General features: G+C 62.8%; 22 protein-coding genes and 1 riboswitch. Of the genes, 6 read left to right on the top strand and 16 right to left on the bottom strand.

What is annotated here, in order from left to right; all coding sequences use genetic code 11:
* Positions 1-46 precede the first annotated feature (46 nt).
* On the bottom strand, positions 47-817 hold the full coding sequence (locus EOB49_RS16570; RefSeq protein WP_127381593.1) for an ABC transporter substrate-binding protein: 771 nt from the start codon (positions 815-817) through the stop codon (positions 47-49).
* 97 nt (positions 818-914) lie between these two features.
* Positions 915-2,009 carry a 2'-deoxycytidine 5'-triphosphate deaminase gene (locus EOB49_RS16575; RefSeq protein ID WP_127381594.1) on the bottom strand — a complete coding sequence of 365 codons (1,095 nt, stop codon included), beginning with the start codon at positions 2,007-2,009 and terminating at the stop codon, positions 915-917.
* Between the two features lie 138 nt (positions 2,010-2,147).
* Positions 2,148-2,225: riboswitch (SAM riboswitch) on the top strand.
* Positions 2,226-2,282: 57 nt separating this feature from the next.
* Between EOB49_RS16575 and EOB49_RS16580 the strand changes: the two genes are divergently transcribed.
* On the top strand, positions 2,283-3,470 hold the full coding sequence (locus EOB49_RS16580) for an O-succinylhomoserine sulfhydrylase (protein ID WP_027039511.1): 1,188 nt from the start codon (positions 2,283-2,285) through the stop codon (positions 3,468-3,470).
* 6 nt (positions 3,471-3,476) lie between these two features.
* On the opposite strand, the gene EOB49_RS16585 is transcribed toward EOB49_RS16580, so the two are convergent.
* Positions 3,477-4,628, bottom strand: a complete 1,152-nt coding sequence (locus tag EOB49_RS16585) for a ceramide glucosyltransferase (RefSeq protein ID WP_127319326.1) — start codon at positions 4,626-4,628, stop codon at positions 3,477-3,479.
* Between the two features lie 233 nt (positions 4,629-4,861).
* Here EOB49_RS16585 and apaG point away from each other — a divergent pair, with 233 nt between their 5' ends.
* On the top strand, positions 4,862-5,254 hold the full coding sequence (apaG, locus tag EOB49_RS16590) for a Co2+/Mg2+ efflux protein ApaG (RefSeq protein ID WP_013533640.1): 393 nt from the start codon (positions 4,862-4,864) through the stop codon (positions 5,252-5,254).
* A 47-nt stretch (positions 5,255-5,301) separates the two neighbouring features.
* Here the strand turns inward: apaG and EOB49_RS16595 are convergent, their stop codons facing one another.
* The 3 genes from EOB49_RS16595 to EOB49_RS16605 all read right to left on the bottom strand — a co-directional run bounded on the left by EOB49_RS16595 (position 5,302) and on the right by EOB49_RS16605 (position 8,572).
* Complete coding sequence (locus tag EOB49_RS16595; RefSeq protein ID WP_127381595.1) at positions 5,302-6,333, bottom strand: Hsp33 family molecular chaperone; 1,032 nt, start codon at positions 6,331-6,333, stop codon at positions 5,302-5,304.
* Between the two features lie 110 nt (positions 6,334-6,443).
* The gene (gene argF / locus EOB49_RS16600; protein ID WP_127267144.1) at positions 6,444-7,355 is read right to left on the bottom strand and encodes an ornithine carbamoyltransferase; all 912 of its coding nucleotides are present in this window, start codon (positions 7,353-7,355) and stop codon (positions 6,444-6,446) included.
* A gap of 17 nt (positions 7,356-7,372) precedes the next feature.
* Positions 7,373-8,572, bottom strand: coding sequence for an aspartate aminotransferase family protein (locus EOB49_RS16605; protein ID WP_127381596.1), 1,200 nt, complete (start codon positions 8,570-8,572; stop codon positions 7,373-7,375).
* Between the two features lie 358 nt (positions 8,573-8,930).
* On the opposite strand from EOB49_RS16605, the gene EOB49_RS16610 reads away from it, so the two are divergent.
* On the top strand, positions 8,931-9,449 hold the full coding sequence (locus EOB49_RS16610) for a GcrA family cell cycle regulator (protein ID WP_127267146.1): 519 nt from the start codon (positions 8,931-8,933) through the stop codon (positions 9,447-9,449).
* Positions 9,450-9,574: 125 nt separating this feature from the next.
* Here EOB49_RS16610 and EOB49_RS16615 read toward each other — a convergent pair whose 3' ends face one another.
* The 3 genes from EOB49_RS16615 to EOB49_RS16625 all read right to left on the bottom strand — a co-directional run bounded on the left by EOB49_RS16615 (position 9,575) and on the right by EOB49_RS16625 (position 12,779).
* Complete coding sequence (locus tag EOB49_RS16615; protein WP_127381597.1) at positions 9,575-10,585, bottom strand: magnesium and cobalt transport protein CorA; 1,011 nt, start codon at positions 10,583-10,585, stop codon at positions 9,575-9,577.
* Positions 10,586-10,674: 89 nt separating this feature from the next.
* Positions 10,675-11,400, bottom strand: coding sequence for a phosphate signaling complex protein PhoU (gene phoU, locus EOB49_RS16620; RefSeq protein WP_127319336.1), 726 nt, complete (start codon positions 11,398-11,400; stop codon positions 10,675-10,677).
* 113 nt (positions 11,401-11,513) lie between these two features.
* A complete protein-coding gene (locus tag EOB49_RS16625; RefSeq protein WP_127381598.1) occupies positions 11,514-12,779 on the bottom strand; it encodes an ATP-binding protein in 1,266 nt (421 codons plus the stop codon).
* A gap of 223 nt (positions 12,780-13,002) precedes the next feature.
* On the opposite strand from EOB49_RS16625, the gene ppk2 reads away from it, so the two are divergent.
* The gene (ppk2, locus tag EOB49_RS16630; protein ID WP_127381599.1) at positions 13,003-13,911 is read left to right on the top strand and encodes a polyphosphate kinase 2; all 909 of its coding nucleotides are present in this window, start codon (positions 13,003-13,005) and stop codon (positions 13,909-13,911) included.
* A 53-nt stretch (positions 13,912-13,964) separates the two neighbouring features.
* Here the strand turns inward: ppk2 and EOB49_RS16635 are convergent, their stop codons facing one another.
* The 3 genes from EOB49_RS16635 to EOB49_RS16645 all read right to left on the bottom strand — a co-directional run bounded on the left by EOB49_RS16635 (position 13,965) and on the right by EOB49_RS16645 (position 16,195).
* Positions 13,965-14,714 (bottom strand): enoyl-CoA hydratase-related protein, encoded by a 750-nt coding sequence (locus EOB49_RS16635; RefSeq protein ID WP_013533649.1) that lies wholly within the window; start codon positions 14,712-14,714, stop codon positions 13,965-13,967.
* 14 nt (positions 14,715-14,728) lie between these two features.
* Positions 14,729-15,367, bottom strand: coding sequence for an acyl-homoserine-lactone synthase (locus EOB49_RS16640; protein WP_013533650.1), 639 nt, complete (start codon positions 15,365-15,367; stop codon positions 14,729-14,731).
* Between the two features lie 96 nt (positions 15,368-15,463).
* Positions 15,464-16,195 carry a LuxR family transcriptional regulator gene (locus EOB49_RS16645; RefSeq protein ID WP_127267150.1) on the bottom strand — a complete coding sequence of 244 codons (732 nt, stop codon included), beginning with the start codon at positions 16,193-16,195 and terminating at the stop codon, positions 15,464-15,466.
* 248 nt (positions 16,196-16,443) lie between these two features.
* Here EOB49_RS16645 and EOB49_RS16650 point away from each other — a divergent pair, with 248 nt between their 5' ends.
* Complete coding sequence (locus EOB49_RS16650) at positions 16,444-17,292, top strand: transporter substrate-binding domain-containing protein (protein WP_127267151.1); 849 nt, start codon at positions 16,444-16,446, stop codon at positions 17,290-17,292.
* Positions 17,293-17,351: 59 nt separating this feature from the next.
* Here the strand turns inward: EOB49_RS16650 and EOB49_RS16655 are convergent, their stop codons facing one another.
* Positions 17,352-17,759 carry a tellurite resistance TerB family protein gene (locus EOB49_RS16655; RefSeq protein ID WP_013533653.1) on the bottom strand — a complete coding sequence of 136 codons (408 nt, stop codon included), beginning with the start codon at positions 17,757-17,759 and terminating at the stop codon, positions 17,352-17,354.
* Positions 17,760-17,921: 162 nt separating this feature from the next.
* Between EOB49_RS16655 and EOB49_RS16660 the strand changes: the two genes are divergently transcribed.
* Positions 17,922-19,568, top strand: a complete 1,647-nt coding sequence (locus EOB49_RS16660; RefSeq protein WP_127381600.1) for a lysine--tRNA ligase — start codon at positions 17,922-17,924, stop codon at positions 19,566-19,568.
* On the opposite strand, the gene EOB49_RS16665 is transcribed toward EOB49_RS16660, so the two are convergent.
* The 3 genes from EOB49_RS16665 to EOB49_RS16675 form a co-directional block, all read right to left on the bottom strand.
* Complete coding sequence (locus tag EOB49_RS16665; RefSeq protein WP_348630275.1) at positions 19,534-20,385, bottom strand: thermonuclease family protein; 852 nt, start codon at positions 20,383-20,385, stop codon at positions 19,534-19,536. The two genes, EOB49_RS16660 and EOB49_RS16665, sit on opposite strands and share 35 nt — an antisense overlap.
* Before the next feature lie 9 nt (positions 20,386-20,394).
* The gene (locus tag EOB49_RS16670) at positions 20,395-21,063 is read right to left on the bottom strand and encodes a helix-turn-helix transcriptional regulator (RefSeq protein ID WP_127268614.1); all 669 of its coding nucleotides are present in this window, start codon (positions 21,061-21,063) and stop codon (positions 20,395-20,397) included.
* Between the two features lie 115 nt (positions 21,064-21,178).
* On the bottom strand, positions 21,179-21,733 hold the full coding sequence (locus tag EOB49_RS16675) for a thioesterase family protein (RefSeq protein ID WP_127381601.1): 555 nt from the start codon (positions 21,731-21,733) through the stop codon (positions 21,179-21,181).
* Positions 21,734-21,779 lie beyond the last annotated feature (46 nt).

Here is a 21,779-nt window from a genome sequence, read left to right on the forward strand (position 1 = left end):
GGCGACACCTTCTCCCACAAGGGGAGAAGGGAAGAAGCGCCCAGCCTCAATAAATATCGAAGTCGAAATACTTGGCCTGGATCTTCTTGTAGGTGCCGTCGGCAACGATCGCATCGATGGCCGCGTTGAGCTTGTCGCGCAGGGCCGTGTCTTCCAGGCGCACGGCAATGCCGGCTTGCGTTTCGGTGCCCTTGACGTCGCCGACCAGCTTGCAGCAGCCGTCGCTTGCCTTCTTCAGCCAATCCATCAGGACGAACTTGTCCGAGATCACAGCGTCAAGACGACCGTTGGTCAGGTCGGTGATCGCCTCTTCCTGGGTCGGATAGAGCTTTGCCTCCGCGCCTGCCTTGCCATACTCATTCTGGGCGTAGTCGGCCTGCGTGGTCGAAGCCTGGGCGCCGACCGTCTTGCCGGCAAGGGCCGCCGGTTCGGTCGAGGTGAGATCGCTGTCCTTCGGCGCCACCAAAGCCAGCGGTGTCGTATAATATTTGTTGGTGAAGGCGACCTGCTTCTTGCGCTCCTCGGTGATGCTCATCGAGGCGATGATGGCGTCGAATTTCTTCGCCTGCAAAGCGGGAATGATGCCGTCCCAGTCCTGGGTGACGATCTCGCACTCGACCTTCATCTGCGCGCATAGTGCATTGGCGATGTCGATGTCGAAGCCTTCGACCTTGCCGTCAGCCGTAATGGTGTTGAACGGCGGATAGGCGCCCTCCGTGCCGATCTTGATTTTCTCCTGCGCCTGCGAAAGCGAGCCGGCCGCCACCACCAGCATGGCAGCGCCTGCTGCCGATATGATCCATTTTGAAATCTGCATTTTCTTGGTTCCCCTTGAACGCCGGCATCTTGACGACCAGCAAGGCAGCCAAGCATGGCGAGCCAGCGCAGGCAAGTATTTTGCCTGACGGCGGCGCTCAGCGCGCGGCGCGGAAATGCTTGGACAGCTTCAGGCCCTGCGCCTGGTAGTTGGAGCCGAGATCGGTGCCATAGAGGGCCTGCGGCCGCTTCAGCATATGCTCGTAGACCAGCCGGCCGACGATCTGGCCATGGTCGAGAATGAACGGCACTTCATGGCTGCGCACTTCCAGCACCGCCCGGCTGCCCGTGCCGCCAGACGCGGAGTGGCCGAAGCCCGGATCGAAGAAGCCGGCATAATGGACGCGGAATTCGCCGACCAGCGGATCGAAGGGCGTCATCTCGGCGGCGTAGAGCGGCGGCACGTGCACCGCCTCCTGGCTGACGAGGATGTAGAACTCGTCGGGATCGAGCACCAGTTCGCCGGCGCCGCTCTTGTGGATCGGCTCCCAGAAGTCGACGACTTCCTGCGCGGCGCGCTTGTCGACATCGACGAGGCCGGTGTGATGCTTGCCGCGGTAGCCGACCAGGCCGTTTTGGTCGCCGTTGAGGTCAATCGACAGCGCGATGCCGCCGCCGGAAATGTTCGGCGGCTCGGTAGCGACCAGCATCTCGGCGCGATGCAGGGCGTGCAGCTCGGCTTCCGAGAGCAGCGCATTGCCGGTGCGGAAGCGGATCTGCGACAGGCGCGAGCCGGTGCGCACGACGATCGGGAAGGTGCGGGGGCTGACTTCCAGAAAGAGCGGGCCATGATAGCCGGCAGCGATCTTGTCGAACTCGTGGCCGCGATCGGTCATGACGCGGGTGAAGATGTCGAGCCGCCCGGTCGAGCTCTTCGGATTGGCCGAGGCCGAAATGTCCGCCGGCAGCGCCAGGCTTTCAAGCAAGGGCACGATGTAGACGCAGCCGGTCTCGAGCACCGCGCCCTCGGCAAGATTGATCTCGTGCAGCTGCAGCCGGTCGAGCTTTTCCGAGACCTTGTGGTTGGGGCCGGGCAGGAAGGAGGCCCGCACCCGCCAGGCCTTGTCGCCGAGCCTGAGATCGAGACTGGCCGGCTGGATCTGGTCGGCGTCGAGCGCACGCGCCGACTTCAGCGCGCCGGACTGGAACAGCGCCGATATGTCCTGATCGGGAAGAATGCCTGTCTGCCGCAAGGCTCCACTCCTAGGTCAGACGTTTTTCTTGTCGCAGGTTCTGGTCGCAAAACCGTGGAACACTTTTGCGGAACCTGCTTGGTACAAACCTCTTAATGAAGCCGGCAATTGACGCAAGCGCGGTGCGGGTCTAAAGGGTCGTTATCCCGTGGTGATTTGGCCGGTCGGCTTGCAGCCACGTTAAACAAGTCGCTAAAGGACCGTCGGGCCGCAAGGCCGTATGGACCGGTTGCGACTTTCGCGGCCGGTTTTTTTGTGTCTGGAAGAAAAGCGATGAGCACCAAGAAGCACAACTGGAAGCCTCAGACGGCACTCGTGCACAGCGGAACGCTGCGTTCCGGTTTCGGCGAAACGTCGGAAGCGATCTACCTCACCCAGGGCTATGTCTACGAAACGGCGCAGGCCGCCGAAGCCCGTTTCAAGGGTGAGGAACCGGGCTTCATCTATTCGCGCTACGCCAATCCGACCGTCGACATGTTCGAAAAACGCATGTGCGCCCTGGAAGGCGCCGAAGACGCGCGCGCCACCGCGTCGGGCATGGCGGCGGTGACGGCCGCCCTTCTGTGCAGCGCCAAGGCCGGCGACCATATCGTGGCGGCACGTGCGCTGTTCGGCTCCTGCCGCTGGGTGGTCGAGACGCTGGCGCCGAGATACGGCATCGAGGCGACGCTGGTCGACGGCACCGACATCGCCAACTGGGAAAAGGCGGTCAAGCCGAACACCAAGCTGTTCTTCCTGGAAAGCCCGACCAATCCGACGCTGGAAGTGGTCGATATCGCCGCTGTCGCTTCGCTTGCCAATTCGATCGGCGCAAGGCTGATCGTCGACAATGTCTTCGCCACGCCCCTGCAGCAGAAGCCCTTGCAGCTCGGCGCCCATATCGTCGTCTATTCGGCGACCAAGCACATAGACGGCCAGGGGCGCTGTCTCGGCGGCGTGATCCTGTCGGACAAGAAGTGGATCGACGAGAACCTGCACGACTATTTCCGCCATACCGGCCCAAGCCTTTCGCCGTTCAACGCCTGGACGTTGCTGAAGGGCCTGGAGACGCTGCCGCTGCGTGTGCGCCAGCAGACGGAAAGCGCGGGCAGGATCGCGGATTTCCTGGCCGAGCGGCCGGAGATCGCCCGCGTCATCTATCCCGGGCGCGCCGACCATCCGCAGGCCGATATCGTCAAGAAGCAGATGGCGGGCGGCTCGACGCTGATCTGCCTCGACGTCAAGGGCGGCAAGCAGGCGGCCTTCGCCTTGCAGAACGCGCTCGACATCGTCTTGATCTCCAACAATCTCGGCGACGCCAAGAGCCTGATCACCCACCCGGCGACGACGACGCACAAGAATTTGAGCGATGAGGCGCGCGCCGAGCTCGGCATCGGGCCGGGCACGCTCAGACTTTCGGTTGGGCTGGAGGACACCGACGATCTGCTCGAGGACATCGCGCAGGCGCTGAAGGCCAGGTAGGAGGCTTCAGGCGCCGGACGGCGTCTCTTCCAGCTCGGCCGTCTTGGTGCCGATGGTCATCGCATTGCCGCGCCAGTCGACGGCGCCGCCGAGCCAGCCGCGTCCCCACATCGCCGGCAGGATCAGGTCGCGCGCCATGATCGCGGCGACCATGCGTGGCGACAGGTACCAGCCCTTGGACCAGGCCAGGGCGCACTCCGGAAGGTAGAAGGCCGCCAGTACGGCAATGGCGGTTGCCCAGAGGCTGAAACCGGCACTGGCTGCGGCAATCAGCGCAAGCACCAGCGGCACCACGGCGCCGGTCAGGATTTCGGGTGCGAAGAACAGCGGGAAAGTGACGCGGCGCAGGCGCGCCCAGCGGGCCTGACGCGACCAGATCTCGTCAAACGAGCGCCGGCCAAGCGGCTGCTCGAAGGGGGCGGCGACGAGATTGACGCGCAAGCCGAGGCTGTTCACCAGCTTGGTCGCGGCGGCGTCCTCGGCGATCTCGGCGGCCAGCGCGCGGATGCCGCCATTGGCGTCGAGCATCGGCTTGTTCCAGAGCATGCTCTTGCCCTGGGCAAAGCCAAGGCCGAGCGCCTCGCCGGCATATTGCCAGCGCGCCTGCAGCGTGTTGAGGAAAGCGCATTCGACCTCGGCCCAGAAGCCGGCAGGCCGGGAGCCGATCGGCGTCGAGCAGACAAGGCCGGTGCCGGGCCGCCAGGCAGCCATCAGGTGCTGGACGTAGTCTCTCGGCATCAGCACGTTGGAATCGGCCAGGACGACCCAGTCGTGCCGCGCCGCTTCCCAGCCCTTGACGCAATTGTTGAGTTTCGGATTGGCGCTGATGCGGTCGTCGCCGATAAGCAGCCGGGCTGGCACTTTCGGAAACCGGACGATCGTCCTGTTTATCAATTTGACCACCGGATCGTCGGCATGGGCAACGCAGAAAATCAACTCGTAGCGCGGCCAATCGAGCGAGAAGGCGCGTTCCAGCGTCTCCTGCGTGAACGGCTCGACGCCGCGCGACGGCACGACGATCGACACCGGCCGCGGCTTGGCGGCCGGCGGCCCAATGGTGTGGCGCCGTTTCAGACGCGAAGCGGCGAGCACGATGCTGGCGAGATTCGAGAGGATGAGGACAGTTGAAAGCGTGGCGGCTATGAGAGTGAGTTCCATCGAAATCCGGTCACTCCAGGAAAACCGGTCCGCAAGATGGCCGGTTTCAACAGTTCAGCAGAGCGCCCGAGTCGCGCATCACCAGTCCGCGCACACCATCATTGTCATATGTCACTTAAATGACATTCTTTGTCGGCACCTGCCCGCGAGGTCGGCCAGAGGAGGCTTCGGTCGGTTGACCTAACCGCACAGAGCGCCGAAAGTTCCGCTGGAACCGTTTTTTGGAGCCGCTTATGTATAGCGCCGTCACGCGCAACATCGAAGTGCAGGTCAGGCCATTCTATCTGGAGGACCGTTCGGATCCCTCGGAGAACCGCTATGTCTGGGGCTATCAAATAACGATCGACAATCAGTCGGACGACTTCGTGCAGCTTCTGTCGCGCTATTGGCATATCACCGACGGCACTGGCCGGGTCGAGGAAGTGCGCGGCCCCGGCGTCGTCGGCGACCAGCCCGAACTCAATCCCGGCGACAGCTACCAATACACGTCCGGTTGCCCGCTCTCGACACCATCCGGCATCATGGTCGGGCACTACACGATGCGCAACAAGCGGGGCGAGACATTCGACATCGCCATTCCGGCGTTTTCGCTGGACCTGCCGGGGACGCGGCGGACGGTGAATTGATTTCGCCTCACCGGCCGCTCCGCGGCCGGTGAGGCGTGGTTTTCTCTCTACTGCGCCGCGAATTCCGCCGGGTCGAAGTCATATTGCTTCGAGCAGAATTCGCAGGCGACGTGGATGCCGCCGTCCTCTGTACTGTCCTTGATCTCCTGCGCGGAAAAACCCTCGAGGATGCCGTGGATCTTGTCCCTGGAGCACGAGCACTGGTCGGCGACCGGGACGCCGCCGAAGACGCGCACGCCATGCTCGTGGAACAGCCTGTAAAGCAGCCGCTCGGCACCGATTGTCGGGTCGATCAGTTCGGTCGGCTCGATCGTGCCGAGCAGCGCCAGCAACTCCTGCCAGGAATTGTCCACCGGGTCGTGGATCTCCTCGCGCGGATCGCCATCGCCACCCGGCAGGTCCGGGACGCGCATGCGCTCGGGCGACTGCGGCAGGAACTGCGCCAGGATACCACCGGCGCGCCACTGCTCGCGGGCGCCGCCGGGACCGGGCGTCAAAAGCTTGGCCACCGACAGCCTGAGATCGGTCGGGATCTGCTCCGACTGGCGGAAATAGGTGCGTGCCGCATCTTCCAGCGTCTCGCCATCGAGCTGGACGATGCCTTGATAGCGCTGCGTATGAGCGCCCTGGTCGATGGTCAGCGCCAGCACGCCGCTGCCGAGCAGGGTCTGCTGCGAGGTTTCGCCGGCCGCGACCAGCGCTTCCAGCCGGTCGGCATCGAAACGCGCATAGGCGCGCAATGCCGAGGGCGTGGAAAAATCCGCGACCAGCATGTCGACAGGCCCGTCGGTGCGGGTTTGCAGGATGAATTTGCCCTCGAACTTCAGCGAAGTGCCGAGCAGCACGGTCAGCACACAGGCCTCCGCCAGCAGGCGGGCGACCGGTTCGGGATAATCGTGGCGGCTGAGGATGGCGTCCAGCATCGGCCCGAGTTGGACCGTGCGGCCTCGCACATCGAGAGGGCCGACCTCGAACGGCACGACGTGATCGTCGCCGGCATAGCCGAATTCGCCGAGTTTGGGGTGATGTTCAGTCACTTGATAGGTTTCCAACATGACAAAGCTCCAGGGCGCGGCCATGCCGCCCTCCGGGGCGCATGCGTCGAAACGCGCTTGATTTGCGTGATGCGGCGCAAATAGGCATCACACCCCCGCAGATCAAGCTCCCGGGGATCAAGCGCCGAGACACTTCAAGCGCCGAGACACCAGGCAAGCACGGCCTTCTGGGCATGGAGCCGGTTCTCGGCCTCGTCGAAGACCACCGAATGCGGCCCGTCGATGACCTCGTCCGTCACTTCCTCGCCACGATGCGCCGGCAGGCAATGCATGAACAGCGCGTCCGGCTTGGCCTTGGCCATCAGCTTGGCGTTGACCTGATAGGGCGAGAACACGTTGTGGCCGCGGGCGCGATGCTCCTGACCCATCGAGACCCAACAATCCGTGACGATGCAGTCGGCCTGATCGACGGCTTCCTCGGGCGAGCGGGTGAAGTGCAGCTTGCCGCCATGTGCCCGCGACCAGTCGATATGCTTCTGCGCCGGTTCGCTGCCCTCGGGCACGGCGACGTTGAGGTTGAAGCGGAACCGGGCCGAGGCCTCAAGCAAGGAATGCAGCACATTGTTGCCGTCGCCGGTCCAGGCGATGGTCTTGCCGGCGACCGGACCGCGATGTTCCTCGAAGGTCATGATATCGGCCATCAGCTGGCAGGGATGGGTGTCGTCGGTCAATCCGTTGATCACCGGCACGGTGGCGTTCTCGGTCAATTCCAGCAGGCGCTCATGCGAGGTGGTGCGGATCATGATCGCATCGACATAGCGCGACAGCACCTTGGCGGTGTCGGCAATGGTCTCGGAGCGGCCGAGCTGCATCTCGGTGCCGGTCAGCATGATGGTCTCGCCGCCGAGCTGCCGCATGCCGACGTCGAAGGAGACGCGCGTGCGCGTCGACGGCTTGTCGAAGATCATTGCCAGCACCTTGCCTTCGAGCGGTTTGGTGCGTTCGCCGGCCTTGAGGCGCGCCTTTCGCACCACCGCATCGTCCAGCATCAAGCGCAGATCGCCTTCGGAAACGGTGGAAAGATCGGTGAAATGGCGAACTGACATCTGCAATGGTTCCGGGATTACTTCGCCGCGGCGGAAGCGATCGCCTCCGCCAGGCCCTTGGCGCCGGCGCGGATGCGGTTGAGCGCCTCATGGATCTCGGCGTCGGTGACGGTGAGCGGCGGCAACAGGCGAATGACGTTGTCGCCGGCCGGAACCGCCAGCAGGTGCTGGTCGCGCAAGGCCATGTTCACCTTGGTGTTGGGCATGGCGCATTTGAGGCCGAGCATCAGCCCGGCACCCCTGATGTCCTCGATGATTTCGGGAAATTCGTCGGCGACCGACGCCAGCCCCTGCTTCATTAGCAGCGCCTTGCGCTGGACATCTTCGAGGAAACCGTCTTCCAGCACGACATCGAGCACGGCGTTGCCGACGGCCATGGCAAGCGGATTGCCGCCGAACGTGGTGCCGTGCACGCCAGCGGTCATGCCGACGGCCGCTTCATCCGTGGCAAGGCAGGCGCCCATCGGGAAGCCGCCGCCAATACCCTTGGCGATCGCCATGATGTCTGGCGTAACACCTGACCATTCATGCGCGAACAGCTTGCCGGTGCGGCCGATGCCGCACTGGACCTCGTCGTAGATCAAGAGCAGGCCGTGCTGTTCGCACAATTGCCTGAGCCGCTTCAGCGACTGCGTCGGCACCGGGCGGATACCGCCCTCGCCCTGCACCGGCTCGATCAGGATCGCGGCCGTCTCCGGCGTGATCGCCTTTTCGGCGGCCTCGATATCGTCGAAGCCAACCTGATCGAAACCTTCGACCTTGGGGCCGAAGCCTTCGAGATATTTGTACTGGCCGCCAGCCGCGATGGTCGCCAGCGTGCGGCCATGGAAGGCGCCCTCAAAGGTGATGACGCGGAAGCGCTCGGGATGTCCTTTGACGAAATGGTAGCGCCGCGCCGTCTTGATCGCGCATTCCAGCGCCTCGGCGCCGGAATTGGTGAAGAACACCTTGTCGGCGAAGGTGGCGTCGGCCAGCCGCTCGCCAAGCCGGCTCTGCCCCGGAATCTCATAGAGGTTGGAAACATGCCAGAGCTTGGCGGCCTGCTCGGTGAGTGCGGCGACCAGATGCGGATGGCTGTGGCCCAGCGAATTGACGGCGATGCCGCCGGCGAAATCGAGATATCGCTCGCCCTTGTCGGTAATCAGCCATGTGCCTTCCCCGTGGTCGAAGGCCAGGGGTGCGCGAGCAAAGGTCTCGTAAAGCGCCGAACCGCTCATTATATGCGTCTCCGGTACCGGAAAATCAAAAAAGCCGCCAAAGCGGCGGCCTGTGCGGCTTATCCCGTTTTTCGGCCATGAAGTCAACGAAAACGTCGCGTAGTGGCGCGCGGCAAGCCCTCCGACGGGACGCCGGCTCATCAGCGACCGGGCAAGTTGGGGAAAACCGAAAAAACCGATTCGTGTTGCACTTGGGACTCTTGTCACCGAGTCAGCGCATAGAGTAGTTGTAGTTGAGAAATAACTAGATTTCGTGCGGCGGACCTAATCACCAGATATATGTGGTGTCTGCCCCGGCAAATGTTGCCGGGTCGGGAGAAGGATTCCGATTGCCGCACGCTTAGAGGAGCGCGGTCTCATGAACTGGACTGACGAGCGGGTAGAACTCTTGAGAAAACTGTGGTCGGAGGGTCTGAGCGCAAGCCAGATTGCTGCGCAGCTTGGAGGGGTCAGCCGCAACGCGGTCATCGGGAAGGTGCATCGGCTGAAACTGTCGGGCCGCGGACGCTCGACCGCCACACCGGCACGCCAGAAGAAGGCAGCGCAAGGATCGACCGTCCAGAAATCGGTATCACGCGCTGCAACCACGGCACGCCATGTCACGACATCGATCGGCGCGACCGCCTTGCAGACGCAGTTCGACGCCGAACCCGTGGCACGCCATTACATCCGTCCGGTTGAGAATGTCGTGCTGCCGATCTCGCGGCATCTGCAACTGGTCGAGCTGACCGAGCGAACCTGCAAATGGCCGAACGGTGACCCGCTTTCAGAGGACTTCCATTTCTGCGGCAACGAAGCCGCCGAAACCGGACCCTACTGCAAATATCACGCCCGCGTGGCGTTCCAGCCGGCATCGGAGCGGCGGCGGAGTCGCTGAGCGAATAGCGAATAGCGAATAGCGAATAGCGAATAGCGAATAGCGAATAGAAACGGCTTGCCTTCCGTCACAGGAAGCAAGCCGTTTTTGTGTTCGCTATTCGCTACTCCCTATTCGCTCTCTTCTCACAGCCAACCGTTCTTCCTGAACCGCCAGTAGAGAAACGTGCAGATCAGCGCGATCGCGGTCAGCACCACCGGGTAGCCGTACTCCATCTTCAGTTCCGGCATACTGTCGAAGTTCATGCCGTAGATGCCGGCGAGCGCCGTCGGCACCGCCAGGATGGCGGCCCATGAGGCGAGTTTCTTGGTGTTGGCCGTTTCCTGACTCTGGCCGACCAGGAGGCTGGCCTCGAAAGCGAACGCCAGCACTTCGCGCAGGCTGTCGATCTTCTCCTGGACGGTGCGGATGTGGTCGGTCACGTCGCGGAACAGCGGGTGCATGGCGGTATGTATCTGCGGCAGCTCGGCGCTGGTCAGCCGTCGGCAGACTTCGACCAGCGGAAGCGCGGCATTGCGCAGGCGCAGGAGATCGCGGCGCAGCATATAGAGCCGTTCGATGTCGGGAGCGGTCATCGGCTTCAGCAGAACCTTGTCCTCGATCGCCTCGACTTCGTCCTCGATCTGCTCGAGCACCGGCATGTAATTGTCGACGATGAAATCGAGAATGGCATAGAGGACGAAATCCTCACCCTTGGCCAGCGAGTGCGGGCAGCTTTCCCAGTGCTGACGAACGGCGGCATAGGACGTCGAGGGACCGTGCCTGACGCTGACGATGTAGCCTGAGCCGACAAACAAATGGGTCTCGCCGAAGGTGACCCGACCGTCGATCAACTGCGCGGTGCGGGCGACGATGAACAAGGCGTCGCCATATTGCTCGATCTTCGGCCGCTGGTGCGGGTGCTCGGCATCCTCGATCGCCAGCTCATGCAGGTGAAACTGCGCCTGGACGCGCAGCAACAGGTTACGGTCGGGCTCCAACAGGCCGATCCACACGACATGACCGGATTTCTTTGCCCATTCGCCGGCTTCCTCGATGGGAATGTCGGCGATGCGGCGCCCCGCCGTGTAGACGCCGCAAGCGATAATGCCGGATATCGGCCCAGGCGCCGGGGTCAGGTTCCGAACATTTTCCATCACGACCTCCCGGAGCAAATCCACGGACGAGGATAGAAGCAAAGCCCGGAAAGCTTAGCGTAAATCGGGTGACGGTTCGAGAGGCGCGTTCACTTCACCGGCTGCGTCTCGGAAAGACTGATTTTGTCGGTCTTGTCACCCTTGGGCCGCTCAGCCGGCAACTGATCGCCGGTGACGATGTAATAGATGGTCTCGGCGATGTTGGTGGCGTGATCACCGATACGCTCGATGTTCTTGGCACAAAACAGCAGATGCGTGCAGGGCGTGATGTTGCGCGGATCTTCCATCATGTAGGTCAGCAATTCGCGAAACAGCGATGTGTACATGGCGTCGATCTGGTCGTCACGATCGCGCACGAAGCCGATTTTCTCCACCGCGCGAGACGCGTAGACGTCGAGCACTTCCTTCAGCTGGGTCAACGCCAGGGTGGACAGAGCCTCGAGGCCGCGGAACAGGCTGGTCGGCTGGCGTCCATCGGTGACGGCGACCACCCGCTTGGCAACGTTCTTGGCGAGATCGCCAACCCGCTCGAGGTCGGCGGAGATGCGAATGGTCCCGACGATCTCGCGCAAATCCGCCGCCATCGGCTGACGCTTGGCAATGATGATGATGGCCTTGTCGTCGATTTCGCGCTGGCCCTCGTCCAGTACGGTATCGTCGCGGATGACCTTCTGGGCAAGGCCTGGGTCGGCATTGACGAGAGCGGTAACCGCCTGCTCGACCATGCGCTCGGCATGGCCTCCCATCGCGGCGATGCGCTTCGACAGATATTTCAACTCCTCGTCATAAGCGCTGACGATGTGCACGGACTGCATGGCAAAATGCCTTCCCACGGGGTGTTTTGATTTTGAGTCGTTTCCTCGAATCCCCGCTGATACGCTAGCCGGATGACAGAAAAAAGAAACAGTCCCTTTGAATTAGGGCGATATCAGTGAGTCGGCAAATGAACCGAGAATGCCGCGCCGTTGCCGACTTCGGACTTGATCGAAAGCCGGGCGTTGTGGCGCGTCAGTATATGCTTGACGATCGACAGGCCGAGGCCGGTACCCTTCTGGGTCCGGCTGGTCTCGACGTCGACGCGGTAGAAGCGCTCGGTAATGCGCGGAATGTGCTCCTCGGGAATGCCAGGGCCAAAGTCCCTGATCGTTACGTCGATGCCCGGCTCTGATCCGGCATCGCTATGCACTATGGATACAACCACGCGCCCACCCGACTGCCCGTATTTGCAGGCGTTTTCCAGGAGGTTCTCGAAAACCTGGAAAAGCTCATCGCGATCGCCAGGCACATGAAGCGGCCCATCGGCGTAGTGCCGCTCGATGGCAACGGCGTTTTCGCTGGCCAGCGGTCCGAGCGAGTCGATGACGCTGTCGACTGTCTGCCGCAGATCCACCTCGGTTCCCGGCTTCAGATAGGGTTTCATCTCGAGCCGCGACAGCGACAACAAATCGTCGATCAGACGCGCCATGCGACCGGTCTGGCTCTGCATGATCTGCAGAAACTGGTCGCGCGCCGCCGCGTCGTTGCGGGCTGGCCCGCGCAGCGTTTCGATAAAGCCGGCGATTGAGGCGAGCGGCGTGCGCAGTTCATGGCTGGCATTGGCAATGAAATCGGCGCGCATGCGGTCGATCCGGCGTGCTTCGCTCTGGTCCTTGAACACCAGCACATAGAGATCGGTGGCGTGACCGACCGAGGACACACTCACCCGGTAGGCCCGTTCGACCGGCAGCTTCTCCATGTAGTCGACGACATCGGAGGCGATATCGCCCGACAGTACGCCATCCAGCAGGGTCTGCATCTCCGGCGCCCGGAATTTCAGCGACAGCGACATGCCTGGCGCGATGCCACCGAAGGCGGCGAAGGCGGCGGCGTTGGCATGGACGATGGTGGCGGTCCGGTCGAAGATGATCAGCGGATCGGCGACGGCGGCGGCCAGATATTCACCAGAGAGCCGCTGCAGGCCGATGGCCTCGATGGCAACGCCGCTGCCGGTGGATTGGCGCGCGCCGGTGGCCGGCAGTATTGCCGCTGCAAGCAGCAACAGCAGCGCCGCGAGGACGACATAGGCTGAAATCCCGGCCAAGGCATAGACGGCGACGACTGCGGTGACGCCGGCCGCAAGCTGCCAGCGGCTATGCCACAGCCGTGCCGCCATGGTTTGCGTGATGCCTCTCTGCTCTGTATCCAGGTCAGCCATTCGCTCGTGGACCTGCCCCCATGTCTTCGCACCCGGTCGCACGGTGGCGGAAAACTTCCACTAGACCGCTTGCCGCATGACCCCGAAAATCGGGAATCGATTTTCGGAAAGGATCATGCGCAAATTAAAAGTGCTACAGCGTCCTTTGCGCATCCAAACGGACGCGCGGCGCTGTAGTGGCTCCCCATAGCATGAGTCCGGAAGCTGGAAAGGGTTCGTCTCGATGAAAAAAGCCAAGGAAAGTCCCGCCGCGCCAACTTCGGGGCCGCTGAAGATCAGGATCGGCGGCAAGGAGAGGGAGTTCGACATCGAAAATCCCGTGCTTCCCGACTGGGTCGAGGACAACAAGCTGATCGCTGGCGGCTATCCCTACGACAAGAAGATGAAAAGCGACGAGTATGACGAGATGCTCGAGAAGCTGAAGATCGAGCTGGTCAAGGCGCAGGCCTGGCTGCAGTCGACCGGCAAACGGGTGATGGCGCTGTTCGAGGGTCGCGATGCTGCAGGCAAGGGCGGCACGATCTTCGTGGTGCGCCAGTACCTCAATCCGCGCACGGCACGCAACGTGGCGCTGACCAAGCCGACCCCGACCGAGCTTGGGCAATGGTACTACCAGCGCTATGTCGACCACTTCCCGACTTCAGGCGAATTCGTCACCTTCGACCGCTCCTGGTACAACCGCGCCGGTGTCGAGCCGGTGATGGGTTTCTGCACCCCGCAGCAGCACGAGCAGTTTCTTGAGGAGACGCCGCATTTCGAGCGGATGATCTCCAACGAGGGCATCCACTTCTTCAAATTCTGGCTGAACATCGGCCGGGAAACGCAGCTCGAGCGCTTCCATGACCGTCGCTACAGCCCGCTGAAGAGCTGGAAGTTTTCGCCCATCGACGTTGCAGGCATCACCAAGTGGGACGACTACACCAAGGTGCGCGACACCATGTTCGAGCGCACCCACAAGGAATTCGCGCCGTGGATCATCGTACGGGCCAATGACAAGCGGCGCGCGCGGCTGGCGATCATGCGGCGCATCCTGTCGTCTCTGCCCTATGAGGGGCGCGATCTCGAAATCATCGGCAAGGAAGACAAGAAGATCATCGGCGAAGGGCCGTCATTCCTCGGCAAGCAGGATTGACGCTTCCGCGCCGCGCGGCCTTGGCCGCGCGGCGCGTTCCTTGAGGCTTTCGCTCAGGCCGCGAGCCGGGCGATGCGTTGCAATCGCCGCAGCGTGGTGTCGTCCTGCAGCGCCTGCTGGAAAAGCGAAATCTCCTGATCGATGCGGTCGCAGAGGGCCTCGGTGTTCCCTTTCAGCAGGCCGCGCGTCTGCAGCAGGGCTGCGACCGGCTTCTTGACAAGCTGTCTCGCCCGGCCGAGCGCCGCTTCCTCGACGGTGCCGCCCGGCACGATCTCGGCGACGAGGCCGAGCGCCCTGGCGTCCTCGGCGCGAAGCGTGTCGCCGAGGCAGAAGAAGCGGAAGGCACCGGCATAGCCGAGCTTCTGCGGCGCCAGGATGCTGGTCGCCGCGTCCGGCACCAGGCCGAAATCGACGAACGGCACCCTGAACGTGCTCTCATCGGACGCGATCACCATGTCGCAATGGAACAGGATGGTGCAGCCGACACCGACAGCATCGCCGTCAACGCAGGCAAGGATGGGCTTGGGAAACGTCGCCAGCGTGCGGAACAGGTCGGTGACGGCGGCAATCAGTTTCTGGTGCTTGGTGGCGTCGAGGAATTCGGAGAAGTCGCCGCCCAGACAGAAACAGCCTGCCAGGCCGCGCAGCACGACGACGCGAACCTCCTCATTGTCGGCGGCTTCATGGAAGGTCCTTGCCAGGCTTTCGTAGGCTCTCCTGTCCAGCACCGGCCGGCCGTCGCTCGACGACACGGTGACGACCAGCGTGTGGTTGCGAAGTTCAGGTTGCGGGTGTGTGCTCATGGCTGTCTCCGATCTCATGACGCACGCCTTTGCCCGAGCATGTCGGGATATCCCCTGGCCAGCACGGGAGCAAAATGATTGCGGCGCGACCGCACCACATCGAGGGTGTGTTCGTTGAAGGTCAGCAAGGTGGCGACGACCTGCTGGTTGCCATAGGTGCGCTGATAGCCCAGCGGGGTCGCCAGGAAATGCAGTTGCAAGGCGCGCAGCACCCACATCGGCTCGAACTCGATGATCACCTTGTCGACGCCGCGCTTCAGCCCCCACTCGACGAAACCGGCAATCAGTTCGGTGCCGACGGTCGAAACGCCACGACGGCCATCACGAAAACCGGGAGCCACCGCGTAGCGGGTCAATTCCCAGATGTTTGGACCCGATGGCGGCGTTCCTTCGGAAAGATCGGTCAAGACCTCGGTCAGCAGATGTGGCCGCGTCGTCGGCAACATCCTCTGATAACCCGCCACTTCACCGCCCCTGATGACGATCTGATGGACCGCCTCGTCGTGATCGAACTGGTCAAGTTCGAGCCCGTCGGGACGCCTGAGGTCATCCCACCCCATCTCTTCGACGAATATCTTGTAGCGCAACCGATGGACGGCCTCCCAAAGGTCGGGACGTTCCATCAATTCCTGGGTTGTAAGGGAAAAAAGCATTCCGCCGTCTCCTGCGTTCAGAGGAAGATACGGCCGTGCTTTGATGAGAAAATTGCGTGATCGCGTAGGCAAAAATTCCAGGTCGGCACGGCCGACCTAACTAATGTAGCCGCGCCGTATCGCTTCCGCGACGGCCTGCACCCTGTTGACGGCACCTAGTTTGCTTTTGGCGTTAAGAAGATGTTTCTCCGAGGTGTGTTCGGAAATGCCGAGGATTTGCGAAATCTCCCATTCGGACTTGCCGACGGCGGCCCATTGCAGGCATTCGCGCTCGCGCGGCGTCAGCACGATATGATCGATGGTGTTGCTCGCCATGGTGTGGAGTTGCATGGCGCGGCCAACCGCATAGGTCGAGACCAGCGACACCTGGCCAAATTCGGCGGCGGACAATTCCACAGCCTCGCCGCCGAGCGACACCATGACGATCTGGCCGTCAAGCGTGATCAACGGAAAGGCCAATCCATCACGCAGTTTGAAGGCGCCGGCATCGCCCATCACCTCGCCGCTGCTCTTGTCTATGCGGATGCCCTGCGACGCCTCGTGCCACTGGAAGGGCGCCTGCAACTGTTTCATATGGCTGACGACCGGGTCATGATCGACATAGTTGCGCGCGACATAGCGCTCCAGCCATTCGCCCGGCCAATCGCAGAGAAGCACATGCTGCTTTTGCTGGCCGGCCGGCGTGCCTGGCTGCGGTACGGTTCCCGCCATCAGCGCGGTGAGGCCGAAATCCGATGTTATGCCCAGCAGCCTTTCACAGACCGCCGCCGCCGTTGCGGCGTGCTGCAGTTGGTCTATGTATTCCAGCGTGCGATCGAACTGACCCATCGCAACATCAACCCCATGTTGCCTCGTGCATTGCGGCCAATGATGCGTGCCTGATTTACACTTCGCCACCGACCACGGATTGCAAATCGCATACTTATTTTGTGGCTTCCCTCACCGAGGCGGCCGAAGCTGATTTGCAAACCGGCTAAATCATATCCTGAAATCGGCGGGTTGAAATCAAAAACCATTGTGCCTGTACCATTTTCGTACCAAAACCGGTGCGAGCACGACTGTGGCGGAGTTTTATCTTGGCGTTCCGGTGGAGGTCCTTCGCCCTTGCGATGCTGATCGGCTTGCTGTCGTTCGCCGACGGCGCGCGCGCCGCGGCGCCTCAGGTTCCGGTGCTGTGGGATGCCAAGGAGCGGCTGCCCAAGCCAGACCTTTCGACGCTGCCCCGGCTGAGGTTCCTGACCACCACGGACTTCCCGCCCTTCAACTTCCTCGACGGTGCGGGAAAGCTGTCCGGCTTCCATATCGATCTGGCACGCGCCATCTGCGCCGAGCTTGGCATTGTTGAAAAATGCCAGATCCAGGCCCTGCCCTGGGCCGAGCTGGAAGGCGCACTGCGGAAAGGCGAAGGCGAGGCGATCATCGCCGGCATCGCCGCAACACCGGAATCGCGCGCGACCTACGCCTTCTCACGCTCCTATCTGCAGTTTCCGGCGCGCTTCATCATGCCGAAAGGCAAGGCGCTGACCGAGCCCATCTTTGACAAATTGCACGGCAAGCGTGTCGGCGTAATATCAGGCTCGGCGCATGAACGCATGCTGCGCGACTATTTCAACACGGTTCAGGTCGTCCCTTTCGACAGGCCGGAGGACCTCTATGCCGATCTCAAGGCCGGCAAGGTCGACGCCGCCTTCGGCGACGGCATGCGCCTGGCCTTCTGGCTGGGCGGCTCGGACGCGGCGGGCTGCTGCCGCTTTGCCGGCGGGCCCTATCTGGCGCCCGAATATCTGGGATCGGGCATGGCCATCGCCACCAAAGCGGACAATCCGGCGCTGGCCGCCGCGATCGATTACGCGCTGCAGGAGATTTCGATGAAAGGCACGTTCGCCGAATTTTATCTGCGCTATTTCCCGGTCAGCTTTTTCTGATCCGGTTCCGGTCGGCTTTGCCGGCCTGACCTGAACCTCAACAGCGCCCGGCCAAGAACTCAGGTCAGCGTGCGCAGCCGCGCCTTGGCCGCGCGGCCGATGGCAGCAACCGTCAGCGTGTCGAGATCGAGCTGACGCCGGATCAGCTGCAGCACCCGCACCTCTTCCATGCGCATTTCGAGGTCGACGGCGGCAACCTCGAAGGCGGCGGCATAGGCGGTGTCGCGCAGCCGCTCAGGCAAGACCTCGGCGACTTCAGCCAGCACGCCTTCCAGCCCATCCTTTTCGTGCAGGCGCTTCTGGCAGTCCTGGGCAACGCCGACCAGCCTGTCGTGGTTGAAGTCCTCGAACACCGGCCAGGAGCGGACGACCTCGCCGATCCGCGCCAGTTCGACATCGGTCATGTCGCGGTCGGAGGCCGAGGTGATGACCATCAGATAGATCAGGGCTTCATGAGGTGTCGGCAATTTTTTCTCCTTGAACCGGGCCTCGAAGTTAGGAACGCCCATTCTGCACCGCAAGGAAAAAGCGCCGCACGCGTTGACGCTCCGGCGCTGCACGCCTAGAGACCGGTTGAAAACCTTGCCGCGGCCCGCCTTCGGGCCGGCAAATGATTTGGAAACTGTGACATGGCGGGATCAAACATCATCGATCTCAACCCCGAACTGTTGGCGGCCGCGACCGAAAGCAAGGCGTGGCCCTTCGAAGAGGCCAAAAAGATCATCGAGCGCTACAAAGGCGCCGACTTCCCGCAAACAATCCTGTTCGAGACCGGCTACGGGCCGTCCGGCCTGCCGCATATCGGCACGTTCGGCGAGGTGGCGCGCACGTCGATGGTGCGCCATGCTTTCCGCGTCCTGACGCAGGACAAGGTCGCGACCAAGCTTCTGTGCTTTTCCGACGATATGGACGGCATGCGCAAGATACCCGACAGCGTGCCGGACCGCGCCGCACTCGAGCCTCATCTGCACAAGCCGCTGTCGTCGGTCCCCAACCCCTTCGGCGGCGACTATGCGAGCTTCGCCGACCACAACAACGCGATGCTTTGCCGCTTCCTCGATACGTTCGGCTTCGACTACGAGTTCGCCAGCGCGACGCAATACTACAAGTCCGGCCGTTTCGATGCGATGCTCAAGCGCGCCGCCGAACGCTATGAGCAGATCATGGCGGTGATGCTGCCGACGCTCGGACCCGAGCGGCAGGCGACCTACAGCCCGTTCCTGCCGATCTCGCCGAAGAGCGGCCGCGTGCTTTACGTGCCGATGAAGCATGTCGACGCCAAGGCCGGCACCATCACCTTCGACGACGAGGGCACCGAGACCACGCTTTCGATCACCGGCGGCCGCGTGAAGCTGCAGTGGAAGCCGGATTTCGGCATGCGCTGGGCAGCGCTTGGCGTCGATTTCGAAATGTTCGGCAAGGACCACCAGACCAATGCGGTGGTCTACGACCGCATCTGCAACATTCTGGGCGGACGGGCGCCGGAGCATTTCGTCTACGAACTGTTCCTCGATGAGAACGGCCAGAAGATTTCGAAGTCGAAAGGCAACGGGCTGACCATCGACGAGTGGCTGACCTATGCGCCGACCGAAAGCCTGGGGCTCTACATGTACCAGCGGCCGCGGCAGGCCAAGAAGCTGTATTTCGACGTCATCCCGCGGGCCGTGGACGAATACTATACGTTCCTCGCCGCCTATCCCCGGCAGGACTGGAAGGAACGGCTGGGCAACCCGGTCTGGCATATGCATGACGGCAACCCGCCCGCGATCGACATGCCGGTGCCGTTCTCGCTGCTGCTCAATCTGGTCAGCGCCTCCAACGCGCAGAACAAGGATGTGCTGTGGGGGTTCATTTCACGTCATACGCAAGGCGTGACGCCAACGACGCATCCCGAGCTCGACCGGCTGGTCGGCCATGCGATCCGCTATTTCGACGATTTCGTGAAGCCGACGAAAACGTTCCGGCCCGCCGACGAGATCGAGCGCGAGGCGCTGGCAGCCCTCGACACGGCGCTTGGCGCGCTGCCGGCCGACGCCAATGGCGAAGCGATCCAGAACGCCTCGCTCAACGTCGCGCGCAGGATCGAACGCTACCAGGATCATTCCAAGCAGAGCCCGGAGGGTGGCCCCGGCGTATCGGGCGCCTTCTTCCAGATGATCTATCAAGTGCTGATCGGCCAGGAGCGCGGCCCGCGCTTCGGCTCGTTCGCAGCGCTCTACGGCGTTGCCGAGACACGTGCGCTCATTGAGCGGGCGCTGGCTGGTCAGCTGGCTTGAGCACGCCGTCGTCCTCTCCCAGGATCGAACCCGGCGCCTGAGGGGCCGGGCGTGGCGCGGCCGGCATTGCCGGCATGCCGGACAGATCGGGCGCCGATCCGAAAATGCCCTTCTTCGCCGTGCGTGCCTTGTCGCCGGCCTCGATATAGGGGCCGCCCCTGGCGGCGCGCGCCCAGCCGTTGTCGACCAGCCATTGGCCGACATCCTGCTTGCCGATCCGGCATTCGGCGGCGATCAGGTCGCGGCCGCCCTCGGGCGGCACCGTGCAGACCACCGCGCGACCGCGCAGGAAGGCGCGGAACGCCGTCCGCGCACGGACGCCGCATGGCCAGGTTTTGCCGTCCTCGCTGCAGGTCTCGTCCTGCCTGACGATGTCGATGCCGGAAACCGCGACCGAGTAGCCCTTAGCCTCGATCAGGCCGGCGGCCGGGGCAATCGGCTGGAACAGCTTGGTGCCGTTCCAATCGTCGGGCATTTTCGGCTTGGGCGGCACGGCCAGCGCGAGCTTGCTCAACGGCTCGCGCGGCTCGACCCGTTCAAGCCCCTCGGCGGGCAGTTCCGGGGGCGCGACGATTTCGGGATCGATCGCCCTCGAATGCGGCGCCGGCTTTGGCGGCTGCGGGGCTGCTATGGCCGATGTGGCCGGCTCCTGCGGCACCGTCCCGGCAGCCTGCTGCGCCATCGTATCGGCGCCCGGATCAAGCTGGTCCACCGTGATGACGCTTTCACTCCCTTTCAACGTGCGACCGCCAGTGACGACCATGGCCGCCATCACAGGGACCATCAGAACCGCCAGCGCATGATGGAGAAGCCGCACCAGCCGGACCTATTGGCTTGCCCAGACAATCCGCGCCACCCACTCGACATCGCGCATGGGAATGTCGCGGTCGGGATGATCGGGATTGAGCGAGACCAGCGCAATCGACTTGACGGTCTGGCGCTCGAGCACCTTGGCCATCACCTCGCCTGATGTGGTCTTGACGACGACGCGATCGCCCTTGCGGGTGACGGCGCCCGGTTCGACGATGAGGACGTCGCCATTGCGGTAGAGCGGCAGCATGGAATCGCCTTGCACCTGCAGCGCGTAGGAACTCTCGGTCGATTGCGCCGGCAGTTCGATCAGATCCCAACCCTGCCCGACTGGAAAGCCGGCATCGTCGAAGAAGCCGCCGGCGCCGGCTTGGGCAAAGCCGAGCAACGGCACGGAGCTTCTGCGGGCGACCGAAGCGGCATGGCTGGTCGAAGCACCATTGCTGATCCCGGGCCGGCCTTCGATCAGACCGGTGAATTCGTCGAGTGAGGCGCCCGTCGCCTCGATGATCTTGGCCAGCGATTCGGTCGAGGGCCAGCGTGGTCGGCCATCCGACGACAAACGCTTCGACTTGTTGAAGGCAGTGGAATCGAGCCCCGCACGCTTGGCCAAACCCGAGGCCGATAGCGAATAACGCTTGGCAAGAGCATCGATGGCAGCCCAGACTCGGTCGTGCGAGAGCATGCTCGCTCTCCTTCGGTGCAGGAAAAAATACCTTTCCCTTCTAGTCTTGGAATGTCGTTTTGTCCACCGGTCGTGGAGTGGTTGCAAACGTTTCCGTCGATCACGGAAAGTCCGACTACCGGGATCGACCGACACCCTTGGCCAAGCTGCGCAGACCCTGGTGTGATGTCATGAAAATCCGCTCCGTTTGCGTCGGTGGCCGCGGGTTCACGGCACGACCAAGTGCCGCAACGACCTCGCCAATCTCAAGAAAGTTGCGAGCCTTGCGATCGTAGACGCCGGCTGTCGTCAGGATCAACGCGGCCGTCTCGCCATTGTCGAGGACGAAGCGGTGCTTGCCTACAACTTGGGTGCCTTCCCAGGTCTCGATCGAGGACACCACTTCGAAGCGGCGCCACAGCCTGATCTCGCGTGCATAGACCGCTTGCAGTCCGCCCATCATCGGCGCCCAGCCATTCTTCCTTGCCAGCGTGATGAGGCCTGCACGAACAAACAGGTCGATGCGGCCGAGATCGGCCAGCATCATGTAGCGCGCATTGTTGAGATGGATGTTGAAATCGATGTCGGTCGGCAGGCAGCGGAAAGCCAGCCGGCCTTCGCCGCCCATCAGATAGGGGCCACGGCTGTGTGCCGTGGCCATCATGCGCACCATGCGCGCCCAGACATACATTACAGCGCCCCATGTCCTCTTGGACGCGCAAAGGTCGCTGCAAGAC

The organism is Mesorhizobium sp. M7A.F.Ca.MR.148.00.0.0, assembly GCF_003997735.1.
Lineage (GTDB): Bacteria > Pseudomonadota > Alphaproteobacteria > Rhizobiales > Rhizobiaceae > Mesorhizobium.

Coding starts and splice junctions, on each gene's coding strand:
- EOB49_RS16610 (WP_127267146.1), top strand. CDS start 8,931: ATGAACTGGACTGACGAGCGGGTAGAACTCTTGAGAAAACTGTGGTCG.
- argF (WP_127267144.1), bottom strand. CDS start 7,355: ATGTCAGTTCGCCATTTCACCGATCTTTCCACCGTTTCCGAAGGCGAT.
- EOB49_RS16635 (WP_013533649.1), bottom strand. CDS start 14,714: ATGAGCACACACCCGCAACCTGAACTTCGCAACCACACGCTGGTCGTC.
- EOB49_RS16595 (WP_127381595.1), bottom strand. CDS start 6,333: ATGGCCGCGCCCTGGAGCTTTGTCATGTTGGAAACCTATCAAGTGACT.
- EOB49_RS16615 (WP_127381597.1), bottom strand. CDS start 10,585: ATGGAAAATGTTCGGAACCTGACCCCGGCGCCTGGGCCGATATCCGGC.
- EOB49_RS16580 (WP_027039511.1), top strand. CDS start 2,283: ATGAGCACCAAGAAGCACAACTGGAAGCCTCAGACGGCACTCGTGCAC.
- ppk2 (WP_127381599.1), top strand. CDS start 13,003: ATGAAAAAAGCCAAGGAAAGTCCCGCCGCGCCAACTTCGGGGCCGCTG.
- EOB49_RS16645 (WP_127267150.1), bottom strand. CDS start 16,195: ATGGGTCAGTTCGATCGCACGCTGGAATACATAGACCAACTGCAGCAC.
- EOB49_RS16640 (WP_013533650.1), bottom strand. CDS start 15,367: ATGCTTTTTTCCCTTACAACCCAGGAATTGATGGAACGTCCCGACCTT.
- EOB49_RS16675 (WP_127381601.1), bottom strand. CDS start 21,733: ATGTATGTCTGGGCGCGCATGGTGCGCATGATGGCCACGGCACACAGC.
- phoU (WP_127319336.1), bottom strand. CDS start 11,400: ATGCAGTCCGTGCACATCGTCAGCGCTTATGACGAGGAGTTGAAATAT.
- EOB49_RS16585 (WP_127319326.1), bottom strand. CDS start 4,628: ATGGAACTCACTCTCATAGCCGCCACGCTTTCAACTGTCCTCATCCTC.
- EOB49_RS16605 (WP_127381596.1), bottom strand. CDS start 8,572: ATGAGCGGTTCGGCGCTTTACGAGACCTTTGCTCGCGCACCCCTGGCC.
- apaG (WP_013533640.1), top strand. CDS start 4,862: ATGTATAGCGCCGTCACGCGCAACATCGAAGTGCAGGTCAGGCCATTC.
- EOB49_RS16570 (WP_127381593.1), bottom strand. CDS start 817: ATGCAGATTTCAAAATGGATCATATCGGCAGCAGGCGCTGCCATGCTG.
- EOB49_RS16625 (WP_127381598.1), bottom strand. CDS start 12,779: ATGGCTGACCTGGATACAGAGCAGAGAGGCATCACGCAAACCATGGCG.
- EOB49_RS16670 (WP_127268614.1), bottom strand. CDS start 21,063: ATGCTCTCGCACGACCGAGTCTGGGCTGCCATCGATGCTCTTGCCAAG.
- EOB49_RS16660 (WP_127381600.1), top strand. CDS start 17,922: ATGGCGGGATCAAACATCATCGATCTCAACCCCGAACTGTTGGCGGCC.